Raw genomic sequence first — 18,748 nt, 5'->3', positions numbered from 1 at the left:
ACACCTCTTCTATCTATTATATAATATGATTTTGACATTATAAATACTTTGCATATGAAAGTTGATGAAATATTATAAATACTTAGTAACTTAAAAGGGATATTACTACAATTTAGAGAATTAGGGTTAAAGGATTTAAACTATATTCATAATTTGTGAGATTAAAAAAATCTGATTTCAAAGTTGGAGAGAAAAAGAAAATTATTATTAATGGTAAAGATATACTAATAATATATTTAGGTGGAAATAATTTCTATGCATTAGATAGTAGATGTCCGCATCTAGGATGCGACTTATCAAAAGTAGGTGTAGTAATAAGGGAAGAACTTATATGTCAGTGCCATTTTACTCATTTCTCTCTGAAAGACGGAAGAGCTATAAAGGGTGCAACTAAAAATCCTATAAAACTTTATCCAGTTAAAATTGAAGGAGACGAAATAGAGATTGAAGTTAAATAATCTAGTATTTGCTTAGCAACTTTATAATGAAATTGACCCTTAGCTGTTTCTTCGCCTGCATGTCCATAAATCAGTTTAGATCCCAAAATTGAAAACGCTATTCTCTCTAAAGGATTAACACCAATAGGCATTACAGCTATTTTCTCGAGTTCCAGAAGTTTTGATAAAAGCTCTTTATATCCATCTTTTCCAATTACAGCAACTTTTAACAGAAAACTTTCTTTTATGAAGTCTCTTAGTGACTCAAAAACTTCTGAGTAAGAAGGAACCCTATCTAGATAATGTATTGAAACAATTTTATTACTAGTCGGAATATTATATTTTTTAGCGAATTTAGCCTCAACATCATATAGTATATTTTTCTTATTTAATTCTATTAAATACTCCGCTTTTATTTCTGGGTCTATTTTGTTTATTCCTCCTTCATCTACATCTCTTATAGTCACAATTATTCTATCTTTATACTTCTCAATAACTTGTATTTCTGGAAGAGAAGTGGAGTAATCTAGTCTTAGCTCAACAAAATCAGCATCTAATAATCGCGGAATTTTATCTAAATCCTTTTCACTACGTATTGGTAAAGATGCTACAACAAAAGTCATCTTATTATTATTCTCCCATTTAAGGAAATTAAATCTTTCCAGAAATTTGGATTGCTCTTATTTACACATTCTGCTTTTTCAATTGTACCACCAGACTTAAAAGATAAAACTGATGCTAACATTGCTATCCTATGATCATTAGGACAAATTACATGACCAGCTTTAACTTCAGAAGGATAAATAACGATTTTGTCCTCATCATATTCTACCTTTACTCCAAATTTTGATAATGTTTCTGAAATAGTTACAACTCTATTACTTTCCTTTGTCTTAAGTCTCTTTATACCCTTTATAATTGTAGGTGAAGAAGAAAAAGGAGCTAATGATGCAATAGAAGGAGCTAAATCGGGATAATCATCAACATTGACCTCAATACCGTTTAGCTTTTCACTACTCTTTACAATCCATTTATTATCTTTAACATAAGATTCTGCCCCCATCATCTTATAAAAATTAACTATAGAATGATCTCCATCAAAATTAGGTAACTCATAAACGTCCTCGATTACAATTTCCCCTCCTGAAACTATACTGGAGGAAGCATAAAATGAAGCTAAAGCATAATCTCCTGGAACTTTACCTATATAAGGTTTGAAATCTCCCTTTTCAACGTATATTTTATTTCCTTTCATTTTTATATTTCCGCCTAGACTATTTAATAATTCGATTGTGAGATAAATATAACTCTTAGAGGATATAGGTGGAATTATTTCTATTTCTCCACCACCTACTAATGAAAAAGCATAGATGAATCCAGATATGTATTGACTACTTTCTCCACCTTCTATTCGTACAAAATTCTCCTTAAGCTTTCCACTAATTTTTGTCGGAAGTAATGACGAAGAAAAAGAAACACTACCCTCTAATGCCTTAATAATAGCATTTAATGGTCTTTTTCTCAAAGTTTCATCTCCATCGATTATTGTATCCACACCTAAAACAGAAAGTATTGGTATACTCATCCTTAATGTCGTTGCAGAACCACCGAAATACAAAAATTTTGGGGTTACAAGCTCTTTTTCCCTCTTAAAGTAAGTGCCTTCAACACTAACTCCTAGCTGTTTAACAACATTAATAGCCACATTAACGTCATCAGAAGGTATTAAGTTGTCTAGCTTACTTTCTTTTAATAATGAATATAGAACTAGTCTTATTCCAAAACTTTTTGACTGAGGGGCTTTAACTTTCCCATAAATTTTTGAAGGATTAATCTCTACTAACATACCCTACAGACCTCGTTACAATTACGTTTCCGAATTTTGATAAAGCGTCTACAATAGGTCCTTCTTCACCTATTTTTGTTACCGCAAATATTGAAGGACCGTTTCCAGTTATTCCAGCCGCTAAAGCACCTTTTTTAAGTGCTACTTCTATTTCATTTGTATCATAACCTAAAATATTTGCTACAAGAATTCCATTTAACTTCATGCCTAAAACAATATTTTGTCTAGATACTCTAAATATTTCTTCGAATATTAATCTATATTTTTTAAGATTCTGTAGATCTATCTTAATATTTCTACCCCCTCTAGGCAATATAATTGCAGATAATTCTGGAGGATCTTTTATATCTATTATTTTAAATTCTTTATTATAAGTGAAACTAACACCACCATAATATGATGATGTTGCGTCATCTAAAGCCCCAGTGTATGAAACACCAGCTTTTAATGATAAAATAGCTGAATATTTAGGAACATCAATCTCTATTCCGAACTTTTTAGATATTTCACCAATTAATGCAGTTGATACAGCACTACTACTTTTTAAACCACTTTTTTCTGGTATTTGTGACTCTACATTTATATCTAGGCATGGAATTCCATATTTTTCATGAAAGAAATTCAGAATAGTATCTATAAGTATATCATTCTTTTTGCATTTTTCTGCCTCTTTTATGCTTACACTAACTGTTAAATTTACTGCCATTGACGAACCATACCAGCTAGGTAAAGCGTTAACTACTGAGATACCTGCGTAGGTTTGCATAAGCTAATATACTTATTCCATCTTTCCTCTATTATTTTTATTTGATCATCTGAAATCCTAACTGTAGGAATATATCCCGCTCTCATTGCATGATCGACAATAACTAAAGAGACCATTGCCTCAGCTACGGAAACACCCCTAATGGCTACAGCCGGGTCATGTCTTCCAATCACAGAAATCGTAGTCTCCTCTCCAGTCCTTAAATCTATTGTTTTCTGGGGTTTTCTTATGGAACTAGTAGGTTTAAATGCGCAACGAACCAGTATATCCTCTCCAGTAGATAAACCTCCCAAAATACCTCCAGAATTATTAAATTTCCATCTGTATTTATCTCCTTTCTTTACTATTTCATCATTTGCCTCACTTCCTTTCATCTTCGCTGCATTGAATCCTAGCCCATATTCAAATCCCATTACGGCTGGAATAGATAATAGAGCTTTAGCCAAATCAGCTTTAAGTTTATCAAATACTGGTTCTCCGAGGCCTATTGGTGGATTTCTAACTATTATTTCAGCTATTCCTCCCCAACTATCACCCTCTACTGTAGCTTGCTTTACTAATTCTTCATATTTTTTCTCTAACCACTTCTTACTAGCTCTAACTGGACTGTACTTTGAACATAAAACCTCTTCAAAAGTTACCGGTTCATTCAGTTCAACATATCCTAGGCTTTTTAAATGCCCGGCAATCCATGTATCAGTTAACATTAATAACTTCTTTGCTATTGCAGACGCAGCTACCCTACCAACTGTTTCTCTTGCACTTGCCCTTCCACCACCTCTATAATCCCAATTTTCAAACCCGTATTTCATAATATAAGGGAGATCAGCGTGACCAGGTCTAGGCTTGTAATGTATTTCTTCATATAAGGATGAGATAACATCAGTATTTTTAACCAAAATAGTAATAGGAGCACCTGTTGTTCTTCCGTTATAAACCCCACTAACAATTTCTGGTTCATCTTTTTCTCTTCTACCAGTAACGAATTGTCTACCAGGTCTCCTAAAGGACAATTCAAATTCTATGTCTTCTTTTTTTATTGGTAATCCTGCTGGTACTCCATCTATCACGACACCAACCATAGGACCATGACTCTCTCCGAAAGTTGTTATTCTAAATAATTCACCAAATGAGTTTCCTGGCATAAAGATAATTCACCACTTCTTCATCTTCTAATGATTTTCCAAACCAAATTTTTTCAGCTTCCATTGCTTGCCTTACAAGGATTTCGATACCGTTTATTGTTTTTATATTCTTATTCTGAGCCCTCTTGATCAATGAAGTTATGACTGGTTTATAGACAAAATCGATTACTAATTTACCATTAACACACTCATCTGGAACAAAATCTGGATTAGGAGTCGAATTAACTATTATATCACTTTTGCAATTATATGTAATTTTTATTTCTATATTTTTATTCCTCATTTCTTCTATTAATTTTTCAGCTTTCTCTTTACTCCTATTTATAACATTAATTGAGCAATCTAAATCATGTAAAGCAAAAATAGCTGCCCTAGCTGCCCCACCAGCACCGAATATAGTACACGTTTCAAATTTATCTATTCTCTCTTGTACCAAACTCTTAATTGCAATATAATCTGTGTTATATCCTTTGCCATTAAAAATAGTATTTATTGCACCAATTCTTTTTGCTTCACTCTGAGCTTCTACATATTTTATTGCAATTTCCTTATAAGGTATAGTAATATTCAAACCATATGCTATTTTGACTAACCCAGGGAATATTTCTTTAAATTCATCACTTTTTATATCAAATGCTAAATAAACAGCATTAATACCTAATTCTTGAAAAGAATAATTGTGTATCGCTGGTGATAATGTATATGATATATTTTCGCCAACTACACCTAAAAGTTTCGTATCATAATTTATCTCAAGCATTGCTCTGCAAACCCCTTTAAAGTTTCTATCGGTACATCTACTCTTTTCCAATCACCTATCCTAGTTGGAAAAGGCATCATTACATATCCACCTCTTACTTTTTTATCCTTTGTAATTGCATCAATAGCTTTCTTAACATCAATCTTAGCATTAAGAGAGTCCACGGTAAGAGGTAATTCATATTGAGACAATATCCATGTAACGTCCTCTACAACTCCTTCTTCGGCATACCCTACTTCTTCGGCCATCTTAGCTTCGCAAACCATGCCAACAGATATAGCATAACCATGCGGTACAGTAAAGTTGCTTCCTGCTTCTATAGCATGACCTATTGTGTGACCAAAATTTAATACAATTCTAATACCCTTTGTCTCCCTTTCATCAGCCTTTACTACAGAAAACTTATCTACACTTGATTTATATATAATTTCCTCTAATGCACTTTCATCTTTAGCAAAAATCTTCTCTTTATTCATAGCCAGATAATCATATAGATCTTTATCTAGAACTAAACCATATTTAATAACTTCAGCTAAGCCCTTCTTTATCTCTTCTAATGGAAGAGTTTCTAAAAAATTTAAATCTGATATTATCATAGTTGGCTGATAAAATGTACCTAAAACATTTTTCACATTTTCAAAATTTACACCGGTCTTTCCACCAATAGCCGCATCTACCATACCTAGAAGAGTAGTTGGAATATTGATTAGATTTATCCCTCTCATATAGATAGACGCAACAAAACCTACCACATCTGTTACTGTACCACCACCTAAAGCAATAACATAATCTCCTCTATCAAAGCCATTTTCAAAAAGAAGTTTCACAAGCTTTAATGCATATTGAATGTCTTTAGCACCTTCACCGTCAATAATTGGTATTTCGATAAAACTCTTCAGATGACTCTTCACTCTAGAGGGATCAATTTTTTGTGAATAAAAAAGGGCAACCTTCTTATCTTTTAATTCCTCTAATGCAGATAAGGCTCCTTTTCCAATTACTATAGAAATCTCATTATTACATAAATTCTCATTTACTATCCTCATGCAGTTCTACCTAGTGCATTAGCTAATGCCCTAATCCTATTCATTAATACTTCAAAGGACTCTGGGGTTAATTGTTGTTCTGAATCACTTAATGCTTTTTCTGGATGAGGATGAACTTCAATAAGTAACATATCTGCACCAGCAGCTACTGCTGCCAAAGCTAATGAATGAACGAGTTCTCTTTTACCTGCTGGATGACTAGGATCAGCACAAATTGGTAAGTGAGTCTGTAATTTAGCCGCAACCATTCCTCCTATATCTATTGTAAATCTCGTAGCTTTTTCAAAAGTTCTTATACCTCTTTCACATAAAACTACATTTCCATTCCCTTCTAATAATATATATTCAGCTGTAAGTAACCACTCTTCAACAGTATTTGCCATTCCTCTTTTTAGTAATACTGGTAAACCAGCTTTTCCAACCTCTTTTAGTAGGTCAAAGTTCTGTGCATTTCTTGCCCCTATTTGCATCATATCTACATATTTTTTAAAAATTTCTATATCTCTAGTGTCCATAATCTCAGAAACTATAGGTAAACCAGTTTCTTCTGATGCTTTTTTCAATATCTTCAAACCTTCTTCTCCTAGACCTTGAAAAGAATAAGGACTAGTCCTAGGTTTATATGCTCCGCCTCTTAAAATCGATGCTCCAGCCCTCTTTACTGCCTTAGCAACTGTTAAAACTTGTTCTTCGTTTTCAACAGCACAAGGTCCAGCGGCTACTATTACTTTATTATCTCCAATTTCAGCATCTTTCACTTTAACTTTTGTTGGTTCTTTTTTCCATTCATTACTCACTAATTGATAAGGCTTTTTCGGTTTTACTGTTATTTCAATACTTGGATCTACAATATTTGATACATATTCGTCTGGCCATGCTACTACAATTTTTTTACCATAAAGATCTAGAAACTTATAAGAGGCAGATGAATCTTGTAATTTTTCTCTTAATACAGAATAATCCGCTTTTTCTCTTAATATGAAAATCATTTAACCACCCAATTCTTCTTTTATTTTTTGTAATTCGTTTACTCCTATATCTCTAACTTTATAAGCATAAGGGTTTGATTTTTGTATTTCTAAAATTACTGGAAGAATGTTGCTTACTTTTTCTATAATTTTATTTAATTCTTTAAAATTGGTCGTATAAAAATTGGAAAGATTTTCTATACCTAACTCCTTTCTTAATTCATCTATGCTCCTGTGTAAACCTAAAATGTAAAAATGAGCTAAAACTTGTACTATAGCCATGGCTTTTTCATGTTCTTCAACTGTGGAAACAGTTGTATTTAGTCCACATTCTCTCCAGAAGTTTACTATTTCATTAACATTTTTGGATGTTTTTGAAGGAATAATCACTATTCTTTCTCCTACTGGATAAGTTATAGGACCAAATAGTGGATGAGTAGAGATATAATTAAAAGAATAAATTTCAGATAATTTTTCTAATTCCTTAAAAATCTCATTTTTAGAAGAAAAAATATCCATTACTACTTTACTTGTGAATTTAGGTGAAATTCTTAGAATGTAATCAAAAGAAGAAGGAGAAAGGGCTAAAATTATGTACTCTCCCCAATTTAAGGCAGAATCTAAGTCCATATAAACTACTTTAAATTCAGAAGCTAATCTTTCAGCTTTCTCTTTGTTTCTACCAGTTACGACCACATTATGACCAACTAACGAGAACAAAGAAATTAGTGATCTTGCCATTCCACCATATCCAATAACTGTAATGTTTTTCTTTTTTCCAGGGTTGATTTGAACCATCTTTGAATAAGAAAATAAAATAGGTAAAATACTCTCTACCATAGAATCTGGAATTCCTAAATTTCTAGCGTAATTGTACCAATACTCTCTGACTTTCTGCTCTCTTTTCTCATCTGTAACATCTTTGCCTATTCTACTCTTAATCTCTCCTATTTTAGCAGAAATTTTTAATCTTCTTGATAATAATTCTAATATTTGTTTATCTATAGCTTCTATTTCTTTTCGTAATTCATCAATTTCAGCACTCATTCACTTCACTAATTCCATAACCGCATTTAAGATAGACTTATAATTTATACCATAGAAATCAAGTAAATCTCTCTCGCTCCTAGCAGATCTTCCAAAGGTAATAGCACCAATGAATCTCATTGGTACTGGATACTTCTTTACTACAACTTCAGCTACAGCTGAACCTATACCACCGTATATAGAATGCTCTTCTATTGTAATTATTCTCCCGGTTTTTCTCGCATAATATTCTATTAAATCTTCGTCAATAGGCTTTATACTCATTAAGTTTATAACGGCAGCACTTATACCCATCTTTTCTAATTCCTCAGCAGCTTTTAAGGCATCAGCTAGAACAACTCCAGCACCCATAATTGCTAAATCTTCTCCATCTCTTAACACGTAAGCTTTGCCCAATTTAAAGTCATAATCTAATCCTTCTGTAATTACTGGCGTATAATCCCTTCCCATTCTATAATATAATGGACCTCTAAGTTCATTAACTACTACTGGTAAAGACCTTTTTACATCCTCCGAATCAGCTGGAATAATTACTTTCATATTTGGTAACACTCTCATTAAAGCTATATCCTCTAAGGCTTGATGACTAGAACCATCACCACTATCACTATATCCAGAATGAGTAACCATTATTTTTACATCTAAATTCATTCTAGCAATAGAGTTTCTTATTTGCTCCCATGCTCTCATTACAAACATTGCAAACCCAACGACTATCGGTTTAAAACCAGTAACCGATAAGCCCGCAGCAAAATTAACCATATCCTGCTCAGAAATACCTACATTAAAATATCTGTCTGGGAATTTCTCCCTAAAGTACATAGCTCTAGTAGAGTTTCCAACATCTGCAGTAATAACTATTATATCTTTATTTTTCTCTCCCAATTCAGCTAATAATCTACCGAAAGTATCACGCATTGGTAAGGTACTTCTTTGCATCATCTGGACTCGCCCTCTGTTTTTCAGTATTTTCTATCGCCTTGAATCCCATACCTCTTCTTGTCTTAGCAAAAATAACTACCGGAGCCTTTGCCTTTAATGCTTCCTCGATTGTATTTATTAAACTTATAAAATCATGACCATCACAACTTAACGTTTTCCAACCAACAGCCTTCCATACATCTGGTAAGAAATCTTTTGGTTTTACTTCAGATGTTGCAGCATCTAACTGAAAACCGTTCATTTCTATGAATGCAATAATATTATCTAATTTTCTAGTAACTGCATGAGTCATAGCTTCCCAAACTTCACCCTCATCTTGCTCTCCGTCTCCCATTATTACAAATACTCTTCCATTTCCTCCTCTCATTTTTATTCCTTGGGCAACACCTATACCGAAACTTAAACCTTGTCCTAAACTTCCGGTAGACATATCAATACCAGGTATATGAATTTCTGGATGTCCTTGTAATAGGCCAGAGATATCCTGGATTTTCCATAATTCATCTTCATTAATATACCCTTTTTCTACCAAAATAGCATATAATGCGGGTGCTGCATGCCCTTTACTTAGTATTAACCAATCCCTATTTATAGGATCCTTTCCTTCCCTTATATATCTAAACAATAATGTAGTTAATATCTCTATACTACTAAGCGATGAACCAACATGGATTGTTTGATCATAAAATAGCATCTTTACTACATTTCTTCTTGCTCTTTCAGCAATATTCTTTAACTTATTTAGCTCCTCTATTGATATTGGAATTCCATCACGTCTCCCTCCTTCCATTGGTGCAAAACCAAGCCCCCGCGGATAATAAACAATTCTTAATTATAAGTTTTTTTGAAGTATAGTATATGGAAAGATATTCAAGGCAGTTATTAGTATTAGGTCTTGAATTACAACAGAAGTTAAAAGAATTGAAAGTTACCGTTGTAGGTTGTGGGGCACTTGGGTCTACTTTAGTAGAACTACTAACTAGGATAGGTGTTGGATATATAAAAGTCATAGATGCCGATATAGTAGAAATTAGTAATTTACATAGAACTCTCTTATTTACGGAAAAAGATGTTGGAAAACCAAAGGCATTGGTTTGTAAAGAAAGAGCTAAAGAAATTAATAACGAAGTAGAAATAGAAGCTATAACTGATATAATAGATGAAACAAACGTAGAAGAATTAGTGAAGGATTCACATTATGTATTTGATGCTCTAGATAACTTATATTTTAGATTACTTTTAAATGACGCATGTGTAAAGCATTCTATACCGTTAATATATGGGGGTGTTATGGGAGAATACTCTTCTGTGAAACTTGTTTTGCCATATAAAAATGCGTGCCTATCTTGTTTCTTAAATTATGAGGGAGAAGAAGAGAATGTTTGTGAAACTATAGGTACTTTAGATACGATTGTAACTACAACAGCTAGTTTACAAGTTCAACTTATGTTAAATCATCTAAGAGGGGAAGAGGATAACAACTTATATTATTTTGATTTTAGAAATATGAGATTTGATAAGATTAAAATAGAAAGAAACGAAAAGTGTCAAGCTTGCAGTTTGCATGAATTTAGATTTTTGAATAGCAAAGAAAAGAAACCAGCATGTGGAATAGTTAAGGTTGAAAAAGAAGGCCCAAATAATGGCTTCCACATAGAGAAAAATAAAGATGGAATTATTATTTGTTATGGCGATAAATGTTTTAAGAAAGTATCTAGATAATTTGTTGTGGATAAAAAATTAGCACTCTCAGCGATTATACCAATTGTAGTTATACTAATATATTCTATAATTTTTCGTATAAATATAATAAATGCAATAATTGAGATTAATCGTATTTTCGTATTGTTATTTTTTCTTTCTTATATAGGTCAAATTCTTGTAGTTTCTTATAGGGATTCATTAATAACCAATTTAGATTATTATACTGCATTTAAAGCTAGATTACTTGGAAATGCTGTAAGCCTCATAATACCTGGAGCCGCTGGGCCAGATTTAAGTAGAGCTATAAGTTATGTACATAAAAATGTAAAATTAGATAAAGCGTTCACTTTAGCTATTTATGAATCCTTTTATGATGTAAATGTAGGTGCAGTTCTATTCTTATTACTCTTCTGGATCAAATTAACCCCACTAGAGAGTATTCTTATATTGGTGAGTTTAGCAAATATTCTTGGTTGGAGTAGTGGTCTAGGATATGCTTATTTCACTTCAGGCAAACTAAATAAAATAGAGCAAAAATTATTTAATTTTAAGATTTTTAAACCTTTAACTGAAAGTTACTTAAACCTAAAAGATGTATTAAGAGTACAACTCAAAAATAAGAAAACTGTTGCTTATTCTGTTTTTTTAACTGCATTAGGTTATTTTATTCAATCTTTACCATTTTATATTTTGTTTAAGAATTTTCTTTTTGATTACCTAGTCAATCAGACATATTTAGTAGCAACTCTAGTACCTATACCTTCTGCAGCAGGAATAGCAGAGCTGGCTCTTTCTGCAATATTGCCACCTATTTATGTTATTCAAATTAGGATTCTTGAATTAGTTTCATATTCCTTTGGTTTTATCTATATAAAAGAAATTAAACTTGAGGTTTTGAAAAAAGAAGTGAAAGAAATATGGAAAACTTCCTAAAGGAGCCTAATAAAGAAGAGTTAAGGGAACTGACTTCAAAGATATTAGCTAAAGAATGGACATGTATCAAAGCGTCTTTCAAACCAGAAGATCTAATATTTTCTTTTCTTACATTCAAATACGGAAAAGTTAACGCAATATCATTCTCTTCTGATGATTGCGAAATACAGCTTATTAAGAACAACAGTGGCAAATTTATTAGTATTGAGGGAAAGCATTATTATCTAGGATTAAATTCCTTTGTTTCAATTTTTCCTCTATCAATAGATGATATATTGCCTATTATATCTGGAATTACGGTTTCTACAATTATTGAAAGAAGGAATTACTCGGACTTTGAGATAGATATACTTAATGATCTTATAAAATTAGGAGTTATACTAGAAGAAAATCTAAAAATACCCAATTATAAATCTCTTCCATTATTTTTTTCCCTAATGTTGTCCTTTGATCCGTATATACCAGATATTACAGGGAATAGAGAAAATTCAATAAAAATGCTTAAGGAAATAAATATACAAGAGACAGATAAACTAGAAGATATAGATGAAACTAAATTAAATTCACTTATTTACAAAATAATCTCTAGTGAACTAAAAATAAACCCAAAATTTAGCAGAGAACAAATAATAACAAAAAGGGCCTATTACCTAGAATATGACTCGCTTGAATTAGCATTTGCACTCATTTACTTTCTTGACGTAAAAGGTAATGGTGATCTATTCCAATTCGTTATCTCCCCAAATTATGCTGAGACGCTAATATATAAATTCAGAGAGGAGTTAAGCAAAGGATTTTATATAAAAGATGTAAGTGAAACAGCTAACTATTATGTAGTAGAGAGCAACCTCAAGTCGCCCACACTTATACAGCTTATCCTTCTTCAAAGTGGGAAAATAAAGAGAAATAAGCCAGTAGCTATAAAAAATGAGGAAGGAATTTTTACAAGTAGATTACAAATTCCAAGTTTAAAGGAGGGATTGGTTAAAATTGAATATAACGGTTGAGATAACTTATGATACAAATTATGCTAAAGAAATATCAAATAGCATTAGTGTTGACAATATAGATATACCAAAAGGTATGAATATAGATATCTTAAACAAAGAAAATAAGATAATTATAAAAATATCCATGGAAATAATGGAGCCAAGAAACGTATTGACACTTAGAAATACAATAGATGAAATATTGCAGCATATTTCGACTATAGAGAAAACGTTAATGAAATTATCCCACTAAAGATACTAGGCTTGTTTTCACATTATTTTCACATAAAATTAACTAAAATTTATAAAAAATTATAATAGCTAAGAATTAAATATTTTTAGATTCTTTATTAACACTTACTAATATAAACATGGAATTATCTAAAAGGTTATAAAACAACAAGAAAGTTATACAATTAGAACCTTATTAATAGTTAAGTTAGATTATGGTAAATTATTTAAAGTTTCTGACATAAGTGTATATCATGCCACTTAGACCAGGTAGATGCTACCGTCACTTTTCCGGTCCAGCATATACAAGAAAAGAATATATACCAGGCGTACCAATGCCCAAAATAACAAAGTTTACCATGGGTAATGTTAATGGAAATTATGATTATGAACTTAGACTAGTTGCTTTAGAAAAAGGTCAAATAAGACATAATGCACTGGAAGCGGCACGTGTGCTTGCATTAAAACAATTAACTAATAAAACTGGATCTGACCAGAATTTTGCCCTAATAGTTTTGAAGTATCCTCATCATGTTATCAGAGAGAATAAGATGATGGCTTTCGCTGGGGCAGACAGATTGCAGGATGGTATGAGATTATCTTTTGGTAAACCAATAGGAACAGCCGCAAGAATTGAGAGATTAGGAGATATAATAATGATTGCAAAAGTAAAGAAAGAACATTTAGAAATAGCCAAGAAAGCATTTGAAGCTGCAGCTTCTAAGATTCCATTAAAAACTAAAATAGATATCGTTCCCATTCCTAAAGAGGCAGTTGTACAGTGAGCTATAATTTTCAGGAGGAATATATAGCAGAAGAAATCAGAAAAAGAAATGCAAAAAAAGTTATTCTTCAATTTCCTGAAGGATTAAAGATTTTTTCTATTTTCGTGATAGAGAAATTAAAAGAATTTTTGCCTGACGTAGACTTCATAGTTTCCTCAGATCCAAATTGGGGAGCTTGCGATATAGCTGAGGATGAGGCTAAAAACATAAATGCAGATTTAATTATCCACTTTGGTCATACTCCGTATACTTGGTATTATCCTAAGTTTCCTACATTATTTGTTCCAGTCGAAAGTAACCTAGATATCACTGATGAACAAATAAATGAAGTTATCAATTTTGGAAAGAAATACGAGGCAAAAACTATCAGTTTAACAGCTACAGTACAACACATAAAATTAATTAGAAAGATTTCACTAAAACTATCTGATTATTTTGATGTAAAAATAGGAAAACCTTCTTCTGTTTTCATGTTTGATGGGCAAATTTTAGGATGTGATTATAAGGCTGCTACTAGTGTAGACGCAGATTTGTATGTTAATATATCCGGTGGAATATTTCACGCCCTTGGAGTGGGGTTAGCCACCGGAAAGCCTATAGTAAAAATAGATCCTTATACTGGTAAAGTAGAAGATCTTACGAAAGAGGTTTATAAAATATTAAAAATTAGATATGCAAAAATCATGGAAGCTATAGATAAAAGAAATTGGGGAATTATACAGGGAGCTATGAACGGACAAAACAGACCACTTATGGTAAAATATTTTGAGAAAAAACTTAAAGAAAAAGGATATAATATATATGTTTTTCTCAATAGAGTGTTAACAAAAGATGTACTCAGGAATTTAAGCCCGTCTCTAGATGTATTTTTAGTAACATCATGTCCTAGACTCCCAATAGACGACCTATATGACTTTGAAAAACCAGTTTTGACTCCAGGTGAGGCTAAAATGATAATACTTAACAACTTTGATAAATATATATTTCCCTGGTGAGTTAAATGAAAAAGCAAGGAGAATTACTACTACCAGGCGATAAGTTAAGTGTTATCGAAGAGTTCATGGCCGGTGAGGGAACTTATGAGTATGAAGGAAGAGTTTATGCTAGCGTAGTCGGTAAAGCATTTTATGACATGATAAATAGAAAAACTAATTCTATAAGTTTTAAAAAACCCGGATTATTATCTATAAAGAAAGCTAAATACGTCCTTGGAATAGTTAATGGAATGAAAGAGGATTCTGCATTAGTAAATATCTATTCGATAGAAGACAAAATTATAAGTGTACCTATTACAGCGTATATCCATATTTCTCAAATTAGTAATAAATATCTTAATAGTATTACTGAAGCATTAAAAGTATTAGATGTTGTAAGAGCAAAACCATTAAATTTCAGCATACCTCTTCCTTTAACAATAAAACAGAAGGATTTAGGCGTAGTTTTTGCTAAATGTTCTATTTGCGGTACAAAAATGATTAAAAAAGACGAAGAACATTTAAGGTGTCCAAACTGTGGTAATATTGAGACAAGAAAATTAGCATTAGTTATGGTGAAGAAAGGTGGAAATTAAGATATTACGTTCAGGAGAAAATTATCTAGAATTACAAATAGATGGAGAGGAACATACAGTAGGAAACTTACTAAAGGGTTACCTATTAAAAGTCCCAGGAGTAAAATTTGCTTCATATTCTAAGCCACACCCATTAATTGACAGTATAATATTAAAAATAATGACAGACGGTAGTATATCTCCAAAAGAAGCTCTTGTTAAAGCAATAGAGCTTGCTGAAGAAGACACAAATAAGTTCATCGAAGAAGTGAAAAGTATTGAAAAAAGGTAGGAGATTAGCAGTTATTGCAAAATCAGATAAATTATATGCTATATGCGTTTTTAGAGGAAAATTTCTTGAAAAGATATTTTTTGAACTAGAAGAAAAAGCTGTAAGGGAGAAATTCTATAATTCTAGTGTAGTTGGAGAGGTTAAAGATATTAGTAGTGATAAAGAGAAAGAAGAATATTGTAAGAGTATATTAGAAAAAATTGAACGAAAACTAAATAAACTATTAATTAGGTAGATATAGCTATTGGTGGTTTAAATGAAATTCTGCCCAAAATGTGGTTCAATAATGGTTCCTAAGAAAGATAACGGGAAAACAATGTATAAATGTCCAAAATGTGGTTATGAAGAGGAAAGCACATCGTCTGGATCAATGAAAATTAAAACAGTAGTAAAACACTCAATAAAGGAAAAGACTTTAGTAGTAGACGGAGATGCTCCGCCAGCCGGAGCACAAATAACTAAAGGAGTTACTTGCCCAGCTTGTGGAAATGACGAGGCATACTTTTGGATACTGCAAACTAGAAGAGCAGATGAGCCACCAACAAGATTTTATAAATGCACAAAATGTGGAAAAGTTTGGAGAGAATATGAATAACTATGATGTAATTACTACTCTAAGTTGATGACTCCTCGGAAATTCTACCTCAAATAATTCTTTTAAAATACGCTTCAAATCATTCCCCGTCACATTATAGACATGATTATTAAATCCGTGTTCTATTATTTTATAATTGTTTTCATCAATTTTTACAATCTCAATCCATCTATCCCCCTTAAAACTCTCAACTCTTAGCCTTTTACCAAAAGGTAGTTTAACTATTTGCCCATATACTAATTTATCAGCAGATCTAGCAGATATCCATGGCATTATAAACACCTAATAAAAAGTATAGCGGACCCGCCGGGATTTGAACCCGGGACCACCGGCTCACTTCGGCCTTCACATAGAAGGCCGGCGCTCTATCCTGGCTGAGCTACGGGTCCACAGATTCTAACTCTTATTCTGACTTAAAGATTTTTCGCTTTAAAAAGAGTTAATATAAAATGTCATTAGGGGGTTATTGATCTGCTTAAACATAAAAAATTCATAATATGTTCTATAATAAAAATACTAGCGTTAATTTAGAATTAGACAAACTATGAAAGTTATTTCACACAAATAGAAATATATGAGTAAAGAGAAGAAAATGGAGTGTGGACAACAATTTCATTCATTTGAAATATTTACATTTATTATCACCCCCTTGTCTAACAAATATACTGGAGCGTAAAGCGCGTTATAAGCTAGGAAGAACACCGATAACCACCTTGTGAGCGTGAACCTATTGGTGTTCCATGGAAAATGAAAATCCATTGAGGATATTCTATGTTTTAAGCTCCTGAACCCTTGTTCTGCGTAGTCCCTCTCGTTGACCCTCTTGTGCTCCACGTTTAGCCAAGTGAATGCGTTATAGACTGTTGCCCCATCATGTATGTATACTACCTTGTCTATCCTCGTTTTGAGCACCTTCTCAGCCTCCTTTTCCACATTCTTCGTCAAGACTACCAGCACGTGCAACCCACTCCTCGAACTCGTCACCATGAAGAAGGGTATCGCACCAGTCTTCACATCCCTCACAATCCACACATAATAATACTGCCCCCTAATCACCATAATTTTAGTCTCATCCACCGCATAAAAACCACTAATCGGCACCACATACCTAACACAACTCAACCTCCTCAAGTAATACAACAAAGTAGAATGAGGCAAACAAGTCCTCCAAGAAGACAAACCAGAGAGATAACTAGCCAAAGCCAAAGCTACTACCTCACTAGAATAAAACCTAGGCTCAAGATTAATATACTCCATTAGGATTAGAATAACTTGGGTGAGCACGGGAGTCCTCCATCTAGTTGGGTTGTTCATCGTTCACCCCCAAGAAAAATCCCCGTGCTCACCAAAAAAGTATTACGATGAATTCTCCATCTAAGTAAAAACAATTAATACAATTTATTTCAAATGAACGAAATTGTTGTCCACACTGAGAAAATGGGTAGTATATGTACTTAACTATAAACTAAATAGTACTATCACTATATAGAGTAACAATGATAAAATAATGTAATATTCATATACCTTTAAAAAAGTTGAAAGAGAAAATAGGCATAAGGTATTATAAGATAATGTTTCACTTTATCTATTGATCTTGGCAAAAATTTAAAAGATACGGGTTAAGGTTAAAATATATATGATACACATATGGCTCATTAACATCACTATAGCAATGATATCTATAGTTATTGCTGGGTTAATAGCATTTGAACTTTTTCAAGTAAGAAAATACAGTAAAACAAGGTTAACTATTGCTTTGTCATTTCTAGGCTCAATCCTAGTATTAGAGGAATTAGTTATATTCTCTGCATTTATGATGTGGTCTTCATATGATAATCCTATGTATGCTTATCCTTCAATGGCAATAGCAACTCTTAGTCTTTTGGGTCTTATAATTTTGTACTATATTTTAAGAATCTAAATTGGGAGACCGATGACTAAACTTATGAAATAACCTAAAGCAATAAAGGGTATAACTGGAACCCCCCACATAACCCATATATAGTCATCTTCTTTTACTAGCCCTTTTTCTACGTACTCCTTAAATTTTTTCCTCCACTCAGCATCATCCTCTTCTACGGAAAAAGTAGTTCTTAGAGTAGTTACACCATTCTTTTCATCAATTTGAGTTAACGGAAAAAGAAATTTAGAATTCAGAAATTCTCTCACTGTAATCCTCTTTCCAGATAAGGCTAATACAATCCTAGTAGTAAGTGGATAATTATATGTATATTTATAATTTTTTACAAAATTAAATAAACCAGAGAGGAAAATAAAGATAGAAGAATATAACAAAATAGTTAATGGTTCTAAACCTATAATAGATAACTCTGAGTAAAAAAGTGGTCTTACAGAAGCGTTACTAAACGATAAAATTAGTGAGAGAAATAAATCAGCACCCCCCATCAAGGATAGCCAATAAAAAATCAATATAAGAAGATTAGTAGTTATTACTGAGTATAAATATAGAAAAAGTGATAAGTTATGATATTCGAAAATGAATAATATAACAAGGGGAGAGTAAATTAACCAAATTTTAAGATCAATCTCTCTAGTTTTTAGATCTAAAAATGATGTATGAATAAGCATTATGCTTGTTAGTAATATTTGAATTATATAAACCAGCTCCAAGGATCTATGCACCCATTACACGGCAGGAAGCCCTCCTCACTCTACCCACTACGGGGCTGTCTGAGGGCTAGATACCCCTTAA

At 32.3% G+C, this 18,748-nt stretch carries 25 protein-coding genes and 1 tRNA gene; 12 read left to right on the top strand and 14 right to left on the bottom strand.

Annotated elements, in window-relative coordinates; translation table 11 throughout:
* The first annotated feature begins 155 nt into the window (after window positions 1-155).
* Window positions 156-458, top strand: a complete 303-nt coding sequence (locus STK_RS12600) for a Rieske (2Fe-2S) protein (protein WP_010980363.1) — start codon at window positions 156-158, stop codon at window positions 456-458.
* On the opposite strand, the gene STK_RS12595 is transcribed toward STK_RS12600, so the two are convergent.
* The 10 genes from STK_RS12595 to STK_RS12550 are packed head-to-tail and all read right to left on the bottom strand — an operon-like array spanning window position 410 to window position 9,747.
* A complete protein-coding gene (locus tag STK_RS12595; protein WP_010980362.1) occupies window positions 410-1,060 on the bottom strand; it encodes a type I 3-dehydroquinate dehydratase in 651 nt (216 codons plus the stop codon). The two genes, STK_RS12600 and STK_RS12595, sit on opposite strands and share 49 nt — an antisense overlap.
* Window positions 1,057-2,283, bottom strand: coding sequence for a 3-phosphoshikimate 1-carboxyvinyltransferase (aroA, locus tag STK_RS12590; protein ID WP_010980361.1), 1,227 nt, complete (start codon window positions 2,281-2,283; stop codon window positions 1,057-1,059). The genes STK_RS12595 and aroA overlap by 4 nt, the downstream gene beginning before the upstream one ends.
* Window positions 2,267-3,049 carry a shikimate kinase gene (locus STK_RS12585; protein WP_010980360.1) on the bottom strand — a complete coding sequence of 261 codons (783 nt, stop codon included), beginning with the start codon at window positions 3,047-3,049 and terminating at the stop codon, window positions 2,267-2,269. Before STK_RS12585 ends, aroA begins: the two co-directional genes overlap by 17 nt.
* Complete coding sequence (gene aroC / locus STK_RS12580; RefSeq protein ID WP_010980358.1) at window positions 3,022-4,194, bottom strand: chorismate synthase; 1,173 nt, start codon at window positions 4,192-4,194, stop codon at window positions 3,022-3,024. The genes STK_RS12585 and aroC overlap by 28 nt, the downstream gene beginning before the upstream one ends.
* A complete protein-coding gene (locus STK_RS12575) occupies window positions 4,172-4,954 on the bottom strand; it encodes a shikimate dehydrogenase family protein (protein WP_010980357.1) in 783 nt (260 codons plus the stop codon). Before STK_RS12575 ends, aroC begins: the two co-directional genes overlap by 23 nt.
* On the bottom strand, window positions 4,942-6,000 hold the full coding sequence (aroB, locus tag STK_RS12570) for a 3-dehydroquinate synthase (RefSeq protein WP_010980356.1): 1,059 nt from the start codon (window positions 5,998-6,000) through the stop codon (window positions 4,942-4,944). The genes STK_RS12575 and aroB overlap by 13 nt, the downstream gene beginning before the upstream one ends.
* Window positions 5,997-6,989 carry a 3-deoxy-7-phosphoheptulonate synthase gene (gene aroF, locus STK_RS12565; RefSeq protein WP_010980355.1) on the bottom strand — a complete coding sequence of 331 codons (993 nt, stop codon included), beginning with the start codon at window positions 6,987-6,989 and terminating at the stop codon, window positions 5,997-5,999. The genes aroB and aroF overlap by 4 nt, the downstream gene beginning before the upstream one ends.
* On the bottom strand, window positions 6,990-8,015 hold the full coding sequence (locus STK_RS12560; protein WP_010980354.1) for a chorismate mutase: 1,026 nt from the start codon (window positions 8,013-8,015) through the stop codon (window positions 6,990-6,992).
* Window positions 8,016-8,957 carry a transketolase family protein gene (locus STK_RS12555; protein ID WP_010980353.1) on the bottom strand — a complete coding sequence of 314 codons (942 nt, stop codon included), beginning with the start codon at window positions 8,955-8,957 and terminating at the stop codon, window positions 8,016-8,018.
* Window positions 8,926-9,747, bottom strand: a complete 822-nt coding sequence (locus STK_RS12550) for a transketolase (RefSeq protein WP_010980352.1) — start codon at window positions 9,745-9,747, stop codon at window positions 8,926-8,928. Before STK_RS12550 ends, STK_RS12555 begins: the two co-directional genes overlap by 32 nt.
* 68 nt (window positions 9,748-9,815) lie before the next feature.
* On the opposite strand from STK_RS12550, the gene STK_RS12545 reads away from it, so the two are divergent.
* The 10 genes from STK_RS12545 to STK_RS12500 all read left to right on the top strand — a co-directional run bounded on the left by STK_RS12545 (window position 9,816) and on the right by STK_RS12500 (window position 16,035).
* Window positions 9,816-10,679 (top strand): HesA/MoeB/ThiF family protein, encoded by an 864-nt coding sequence (locus STK_RS12545; protein WP_010980351.1) that lies wholly within the window; start codon window positions 9,816-9,818, stop codon window positions 10,677-10,679.
* 6 nt (window positions 10,680-10,685) lie between these two features.
* Window positions 10,686-11,594: a lysylphosphatidylglycerol synthase domain-containing protein gene (locus STK_RS12540; protein WP_010980350.1), complete on the top strand. Its 909-nt coding sequence runs from the start codon at window positions 10,686-10,688 to the stop codon at window positions 11,592-11,594.
* Entirely contained in the window at window positions 11,579-12,601 is a 1,023-nt protein-coding gene (locus STK_RS12535) for a hypothetical protein (protein ID WP_010980349.1), read from the top strand. The genes STK_RS12540 and STK_RS12535 overlap by 16 nt, the downstream gene beginning before the upstream one ends.
* The gene (locus STK_RS12530) at window positions 12,585-12,836 is read left to right on the top strand and encodes a KEOPS complex subunit Pcc1 (protein ID WP_052846760.1); all 252 of its coding nucleotides are present in this window, start codon (window positions 12,585-12,587) and stop codon (window positions 12,834-12,836) included. Before STK_RS12535 ends, STK_RS12530 begins: the two co-directional genes overlap by 17 nt.
* A gap of 232 nt (window positions 12,837-13,068) precedes the next feature.
* Window positions 13,069-13,599: a 50S ribosomal protein L16 gene (locus tag STK_RS12525; RefSeq protein ID WP_052846759.1), complete on the top strand. Its 531-nt coding sequence runs from the start codon at window positions 13,069-13,071 to the stop codon at window positions 13,597-13,599.
* On the top strand, window positions 13,596-14,594 hold the full coding sequence (dph2, locus tag STK_RS12520) for a diphthamide biosynthesis enzyme Dph2 (protein ID WP_010980347.1): 999 nt from the start codon (window positions 13,596-13,598) through the stop codon (window positions 14,592-14,594). Before STK_RS12525 ends, dph2 begins: the two co-directional genes overlap by 4 nt.
* A 5-nt stretch (window positions 14,595-14,599) precedes the next feature.
* Window positions 14,600-15,169, top strand: a complete 570-nt coding sequence (locus STK_RS12515) for an exosome complex RNA-binding protein Csl4 (RefSeq protein WP_010980346.1) — start codon at window positions 14,600-14,602, stop codon at window positions 15,167-15,169.
* The gene (locus STK_RS12510; RefSeq protein WP_010980345.1) at window positions 15,159-15,440 is read left to right on the top strand and encodes a DNA-directed RNA polymerase subunit L; all 282 of its coding nucleotides are present in this window, start codon (window positions 15,159-15,161) and stop codon (window positions 15,438-15,440) included. Before STK_RS12515 ends, STK_RS12510 begins: the two co-directional genes overlap by 11 nt.
* The gene (locus STK_RS12505; RefSeq protein WP_052846758.1) at window positions 15,427-15,675 is read left to right on the top strand and encodes a hypothetical protein; all 249 of its coding nucleotides are present in this window, start codon (window positions 15,427-15,429) and stop codon (window positions 15,673-15,675) included. The genes STK_RS12510 and STK_RS12505 overlap by 14 nt, the downstream gene beginning before the upstream one ends.
* A 21-nt stretch (window positions 15,676-15,696) precedes the next feature.
* On the top strand, window positions 15,697-16,035 hold the full coding sequence (locus tag STK_RS12500) for a transcription factor S (RefSeq protein ID WP_010980344.1): 339 nt from the start codon (window positions 15,697-15,699) through the stop codon (window positions 16,033-16,035).
* Here the strand turns inward: STK_RS12500 and STK_RS12495 are convergent, their stop codons facing one another.
* From STK_RS12495 to STK_RS12485, 3 genes are all read right to left on the bottom strand, one after another.
* Window positions 16,036-16,308 (bottom strand): hypothetical protein, encoded by a 273-nt coding sequence (locus STK_RS12495; RefSeq protein WP_052846757.1) that lies wholly within the window; start codon window positions 16,306-16,308, stop codon window positions 16,036-16,038. It abuts the gene before it with no gap.
* Between the two features lie 25 nt (window positions 16,309-16,333).
* A tRNA-Arg gene (locus STK_RS12490) sits at window positions 16,334-16,424 on the bottom strand.
* Between the two features lie 223 nt (window positions 16,425-16,647).
* Window positions 16,648-17,349 carry an IS6 family transposase gene (locus tag STK_RS12485; protein WP_010980343.1) on the bottom strand — a complete coding sequence of 234 codons (702 nt, stop codon included), beginning with the start codon at window positions 17,347-17,349 and terminating at the stop codon, window positions 16,648-16,650.
* A gap of 322 nt (window positions 17,350-17,671) precedes the next feature.
* Between STK_RS12485 and STK_RS12480 the strand changes: the two genes are divergently transcribed.
* A complete protein-coding gene (locus STK_RS12480) occupies window positions 17,672-17,956 on the top strand; it encodes a hypothetical protein (protein WP_052846756.1) in 285 nt (94 codons plus the stop codon).
* On the opposite strand, the gene STK_RS12475 is transcribed toward STK_RS12480, so the two are convergent.
* The gene (locus STK_RS12475) at window positions 17,953-18,624 is read right to left on the bottom strand and encodes an A24 family peptidase C-terminal domain-containing protein (protein ID WP_198429827.1); all 672 of its coding nucleotides are present in this window, start codon (window positions 18,622-18,624) and stop codon (window positions 17,953-17,955) included. The two genes, STK_RS12480 and STK_RS12475, sit on opposite strands and share 4 nt — an antisense overlap.
* Between the last annotated feature and the right edge of the window lie 124 nt (window positions 18,625-18,748).

The organism is Sulfurisphaera tokodaii str. 7, from assembly GCF_000011205.1.
Taxonomy (GTDB): domain Archaea; phylum Thermoproteota; class Thermoprotei_A; order Sulfolobales; family Sulfolobaceae; genus Sulfurisphaera; species Sulfurisphaera tokodaii.
Note: the sequence above shows the minus strand (reverse complement) of the source record. Positions and strands in the feature narration are given on the sequence as shown.

Coding starts and splice junctions, on each gene's coding strand:
- STK_RS12595 (WP_010980362.1), bottom strand. CDS start 1,060: ATGACTTTTGTTGTAGCATCTTTACCAATACGTAGTGAAAAGGATTTA.
- aroA (WP_010980361.1), bottom strand. CDS start 2,283: ATGTTAGTAGAGATTAATCCTTCAAAAATTTATGGGAAAGTTAAAGCC.
- STK_RS12585 (WP_010980360.1), bottom strand. CDS start 3,049: ATGCAAACCTACGCAGGTATCTCAGTAGTTAACGCTTTACCTAGCTGG.
- aroC (WP_010980358.1), bottom strand. CDS start 4,194: ATGCCAGGAAACTCATTTGGTGAATTATTTAGAATAACAACTTTCGGA.
- STK_RS12575 (WP_010980357.1), bottom strand. CDS start 4,954: ATGCTTGAGATAAATTATGATACGAAACTTTTAGGTGTAGTTGGCGAA.
- aroB (WP_010980356.1), bottom strand. CDS start 6,000: ATGAGGATAGTAAATGAGAATTTATGTAATAATGAGATTTCTATAGTA.
- aroF (WP_010980355.1), bottom strand. CDS start 6,989: ATGATTTTCATATTAAGAGAAAAAGCGGATTATTCTGTATTAAGAGAA.
- STK_RS12560 (WP_010980354.1), bottom strand. CDS start 8,015: ATGAGTGCTGAAATTGATGAATTACGAAAAGAAATAGAAGCTATAGAT.
- STK_RS12555 (WP_010980353.1), bottom strand. CDS start 8,957: ATGATGCAAAGAAGTACCTTACCAATGCGTGATACTTTCGGTAGATTA.
- STK_RS12550 (WP_010980352.1), bottom strand. CDS start 9,747: ATGGAAGGAGGGAGACGTGATGGAATTCCAATATCAATAGAGGAGCTA.
- STK_RS12545 (WP_010980351.1), top strand. CDS start 9,816: ATGGAAAGATATTCAAGGCAGTTATTAGTATTAGGTCTTGAATTACAA.
- STK_RS12535 (WP_010980349.1), top strand. CDS start 11,579: ATGGAAAACTTCCTAAAGGAGCCTAATAAAGAAGAGTTAAGGGAACTG.
- STK_RS12525 (WP_052846759.1), top strand. CDS start 13,069: ATGCCACTTAGACCAGGTAGATGCTACCGTCACTTTTCCGGTCCAGCA.
- STK_RS12515 (WP_010980346.1), top strand. CDS start 14,600: ATGAAAAAGCAAGGAGAATTACTACTACCAGGCGATAAGTTAAGTGTT.
- STK_RS12500 (WP_010980344.1), top strand. CDS start 15,697: ATGAAATTCTGCCCAAAATGTGGTTCAATAATGGTTCCTAAGAAAGAT.
- STK_RS12495 (WP_052846757.1), bottom strand. CDS start 16,308: ATGCCATGGATATCTGCTAGATCTGCTGATAAATTAGTATATGGGCAA.
- STK_RS12485 (WP_010980343.1), bottom strand. CDS start 17,349: ATGAACAACCCAACTAGATGGAGGACTCCCGTGCTCACCCAAGTTATT.
- STK_RS12480 (WP_052846756.1), top strand. CDS start 17,672: ATGATACACATATGGCTCATTAACATCACTATAGCAATGATATCTATA.
- STK_RS12475 (WP_198429827.1), bottom strand. CDS start 18,624: ATGCTTATTCATACATCATTTTTAGATCTAAAAACTAGAGAGATTGAT.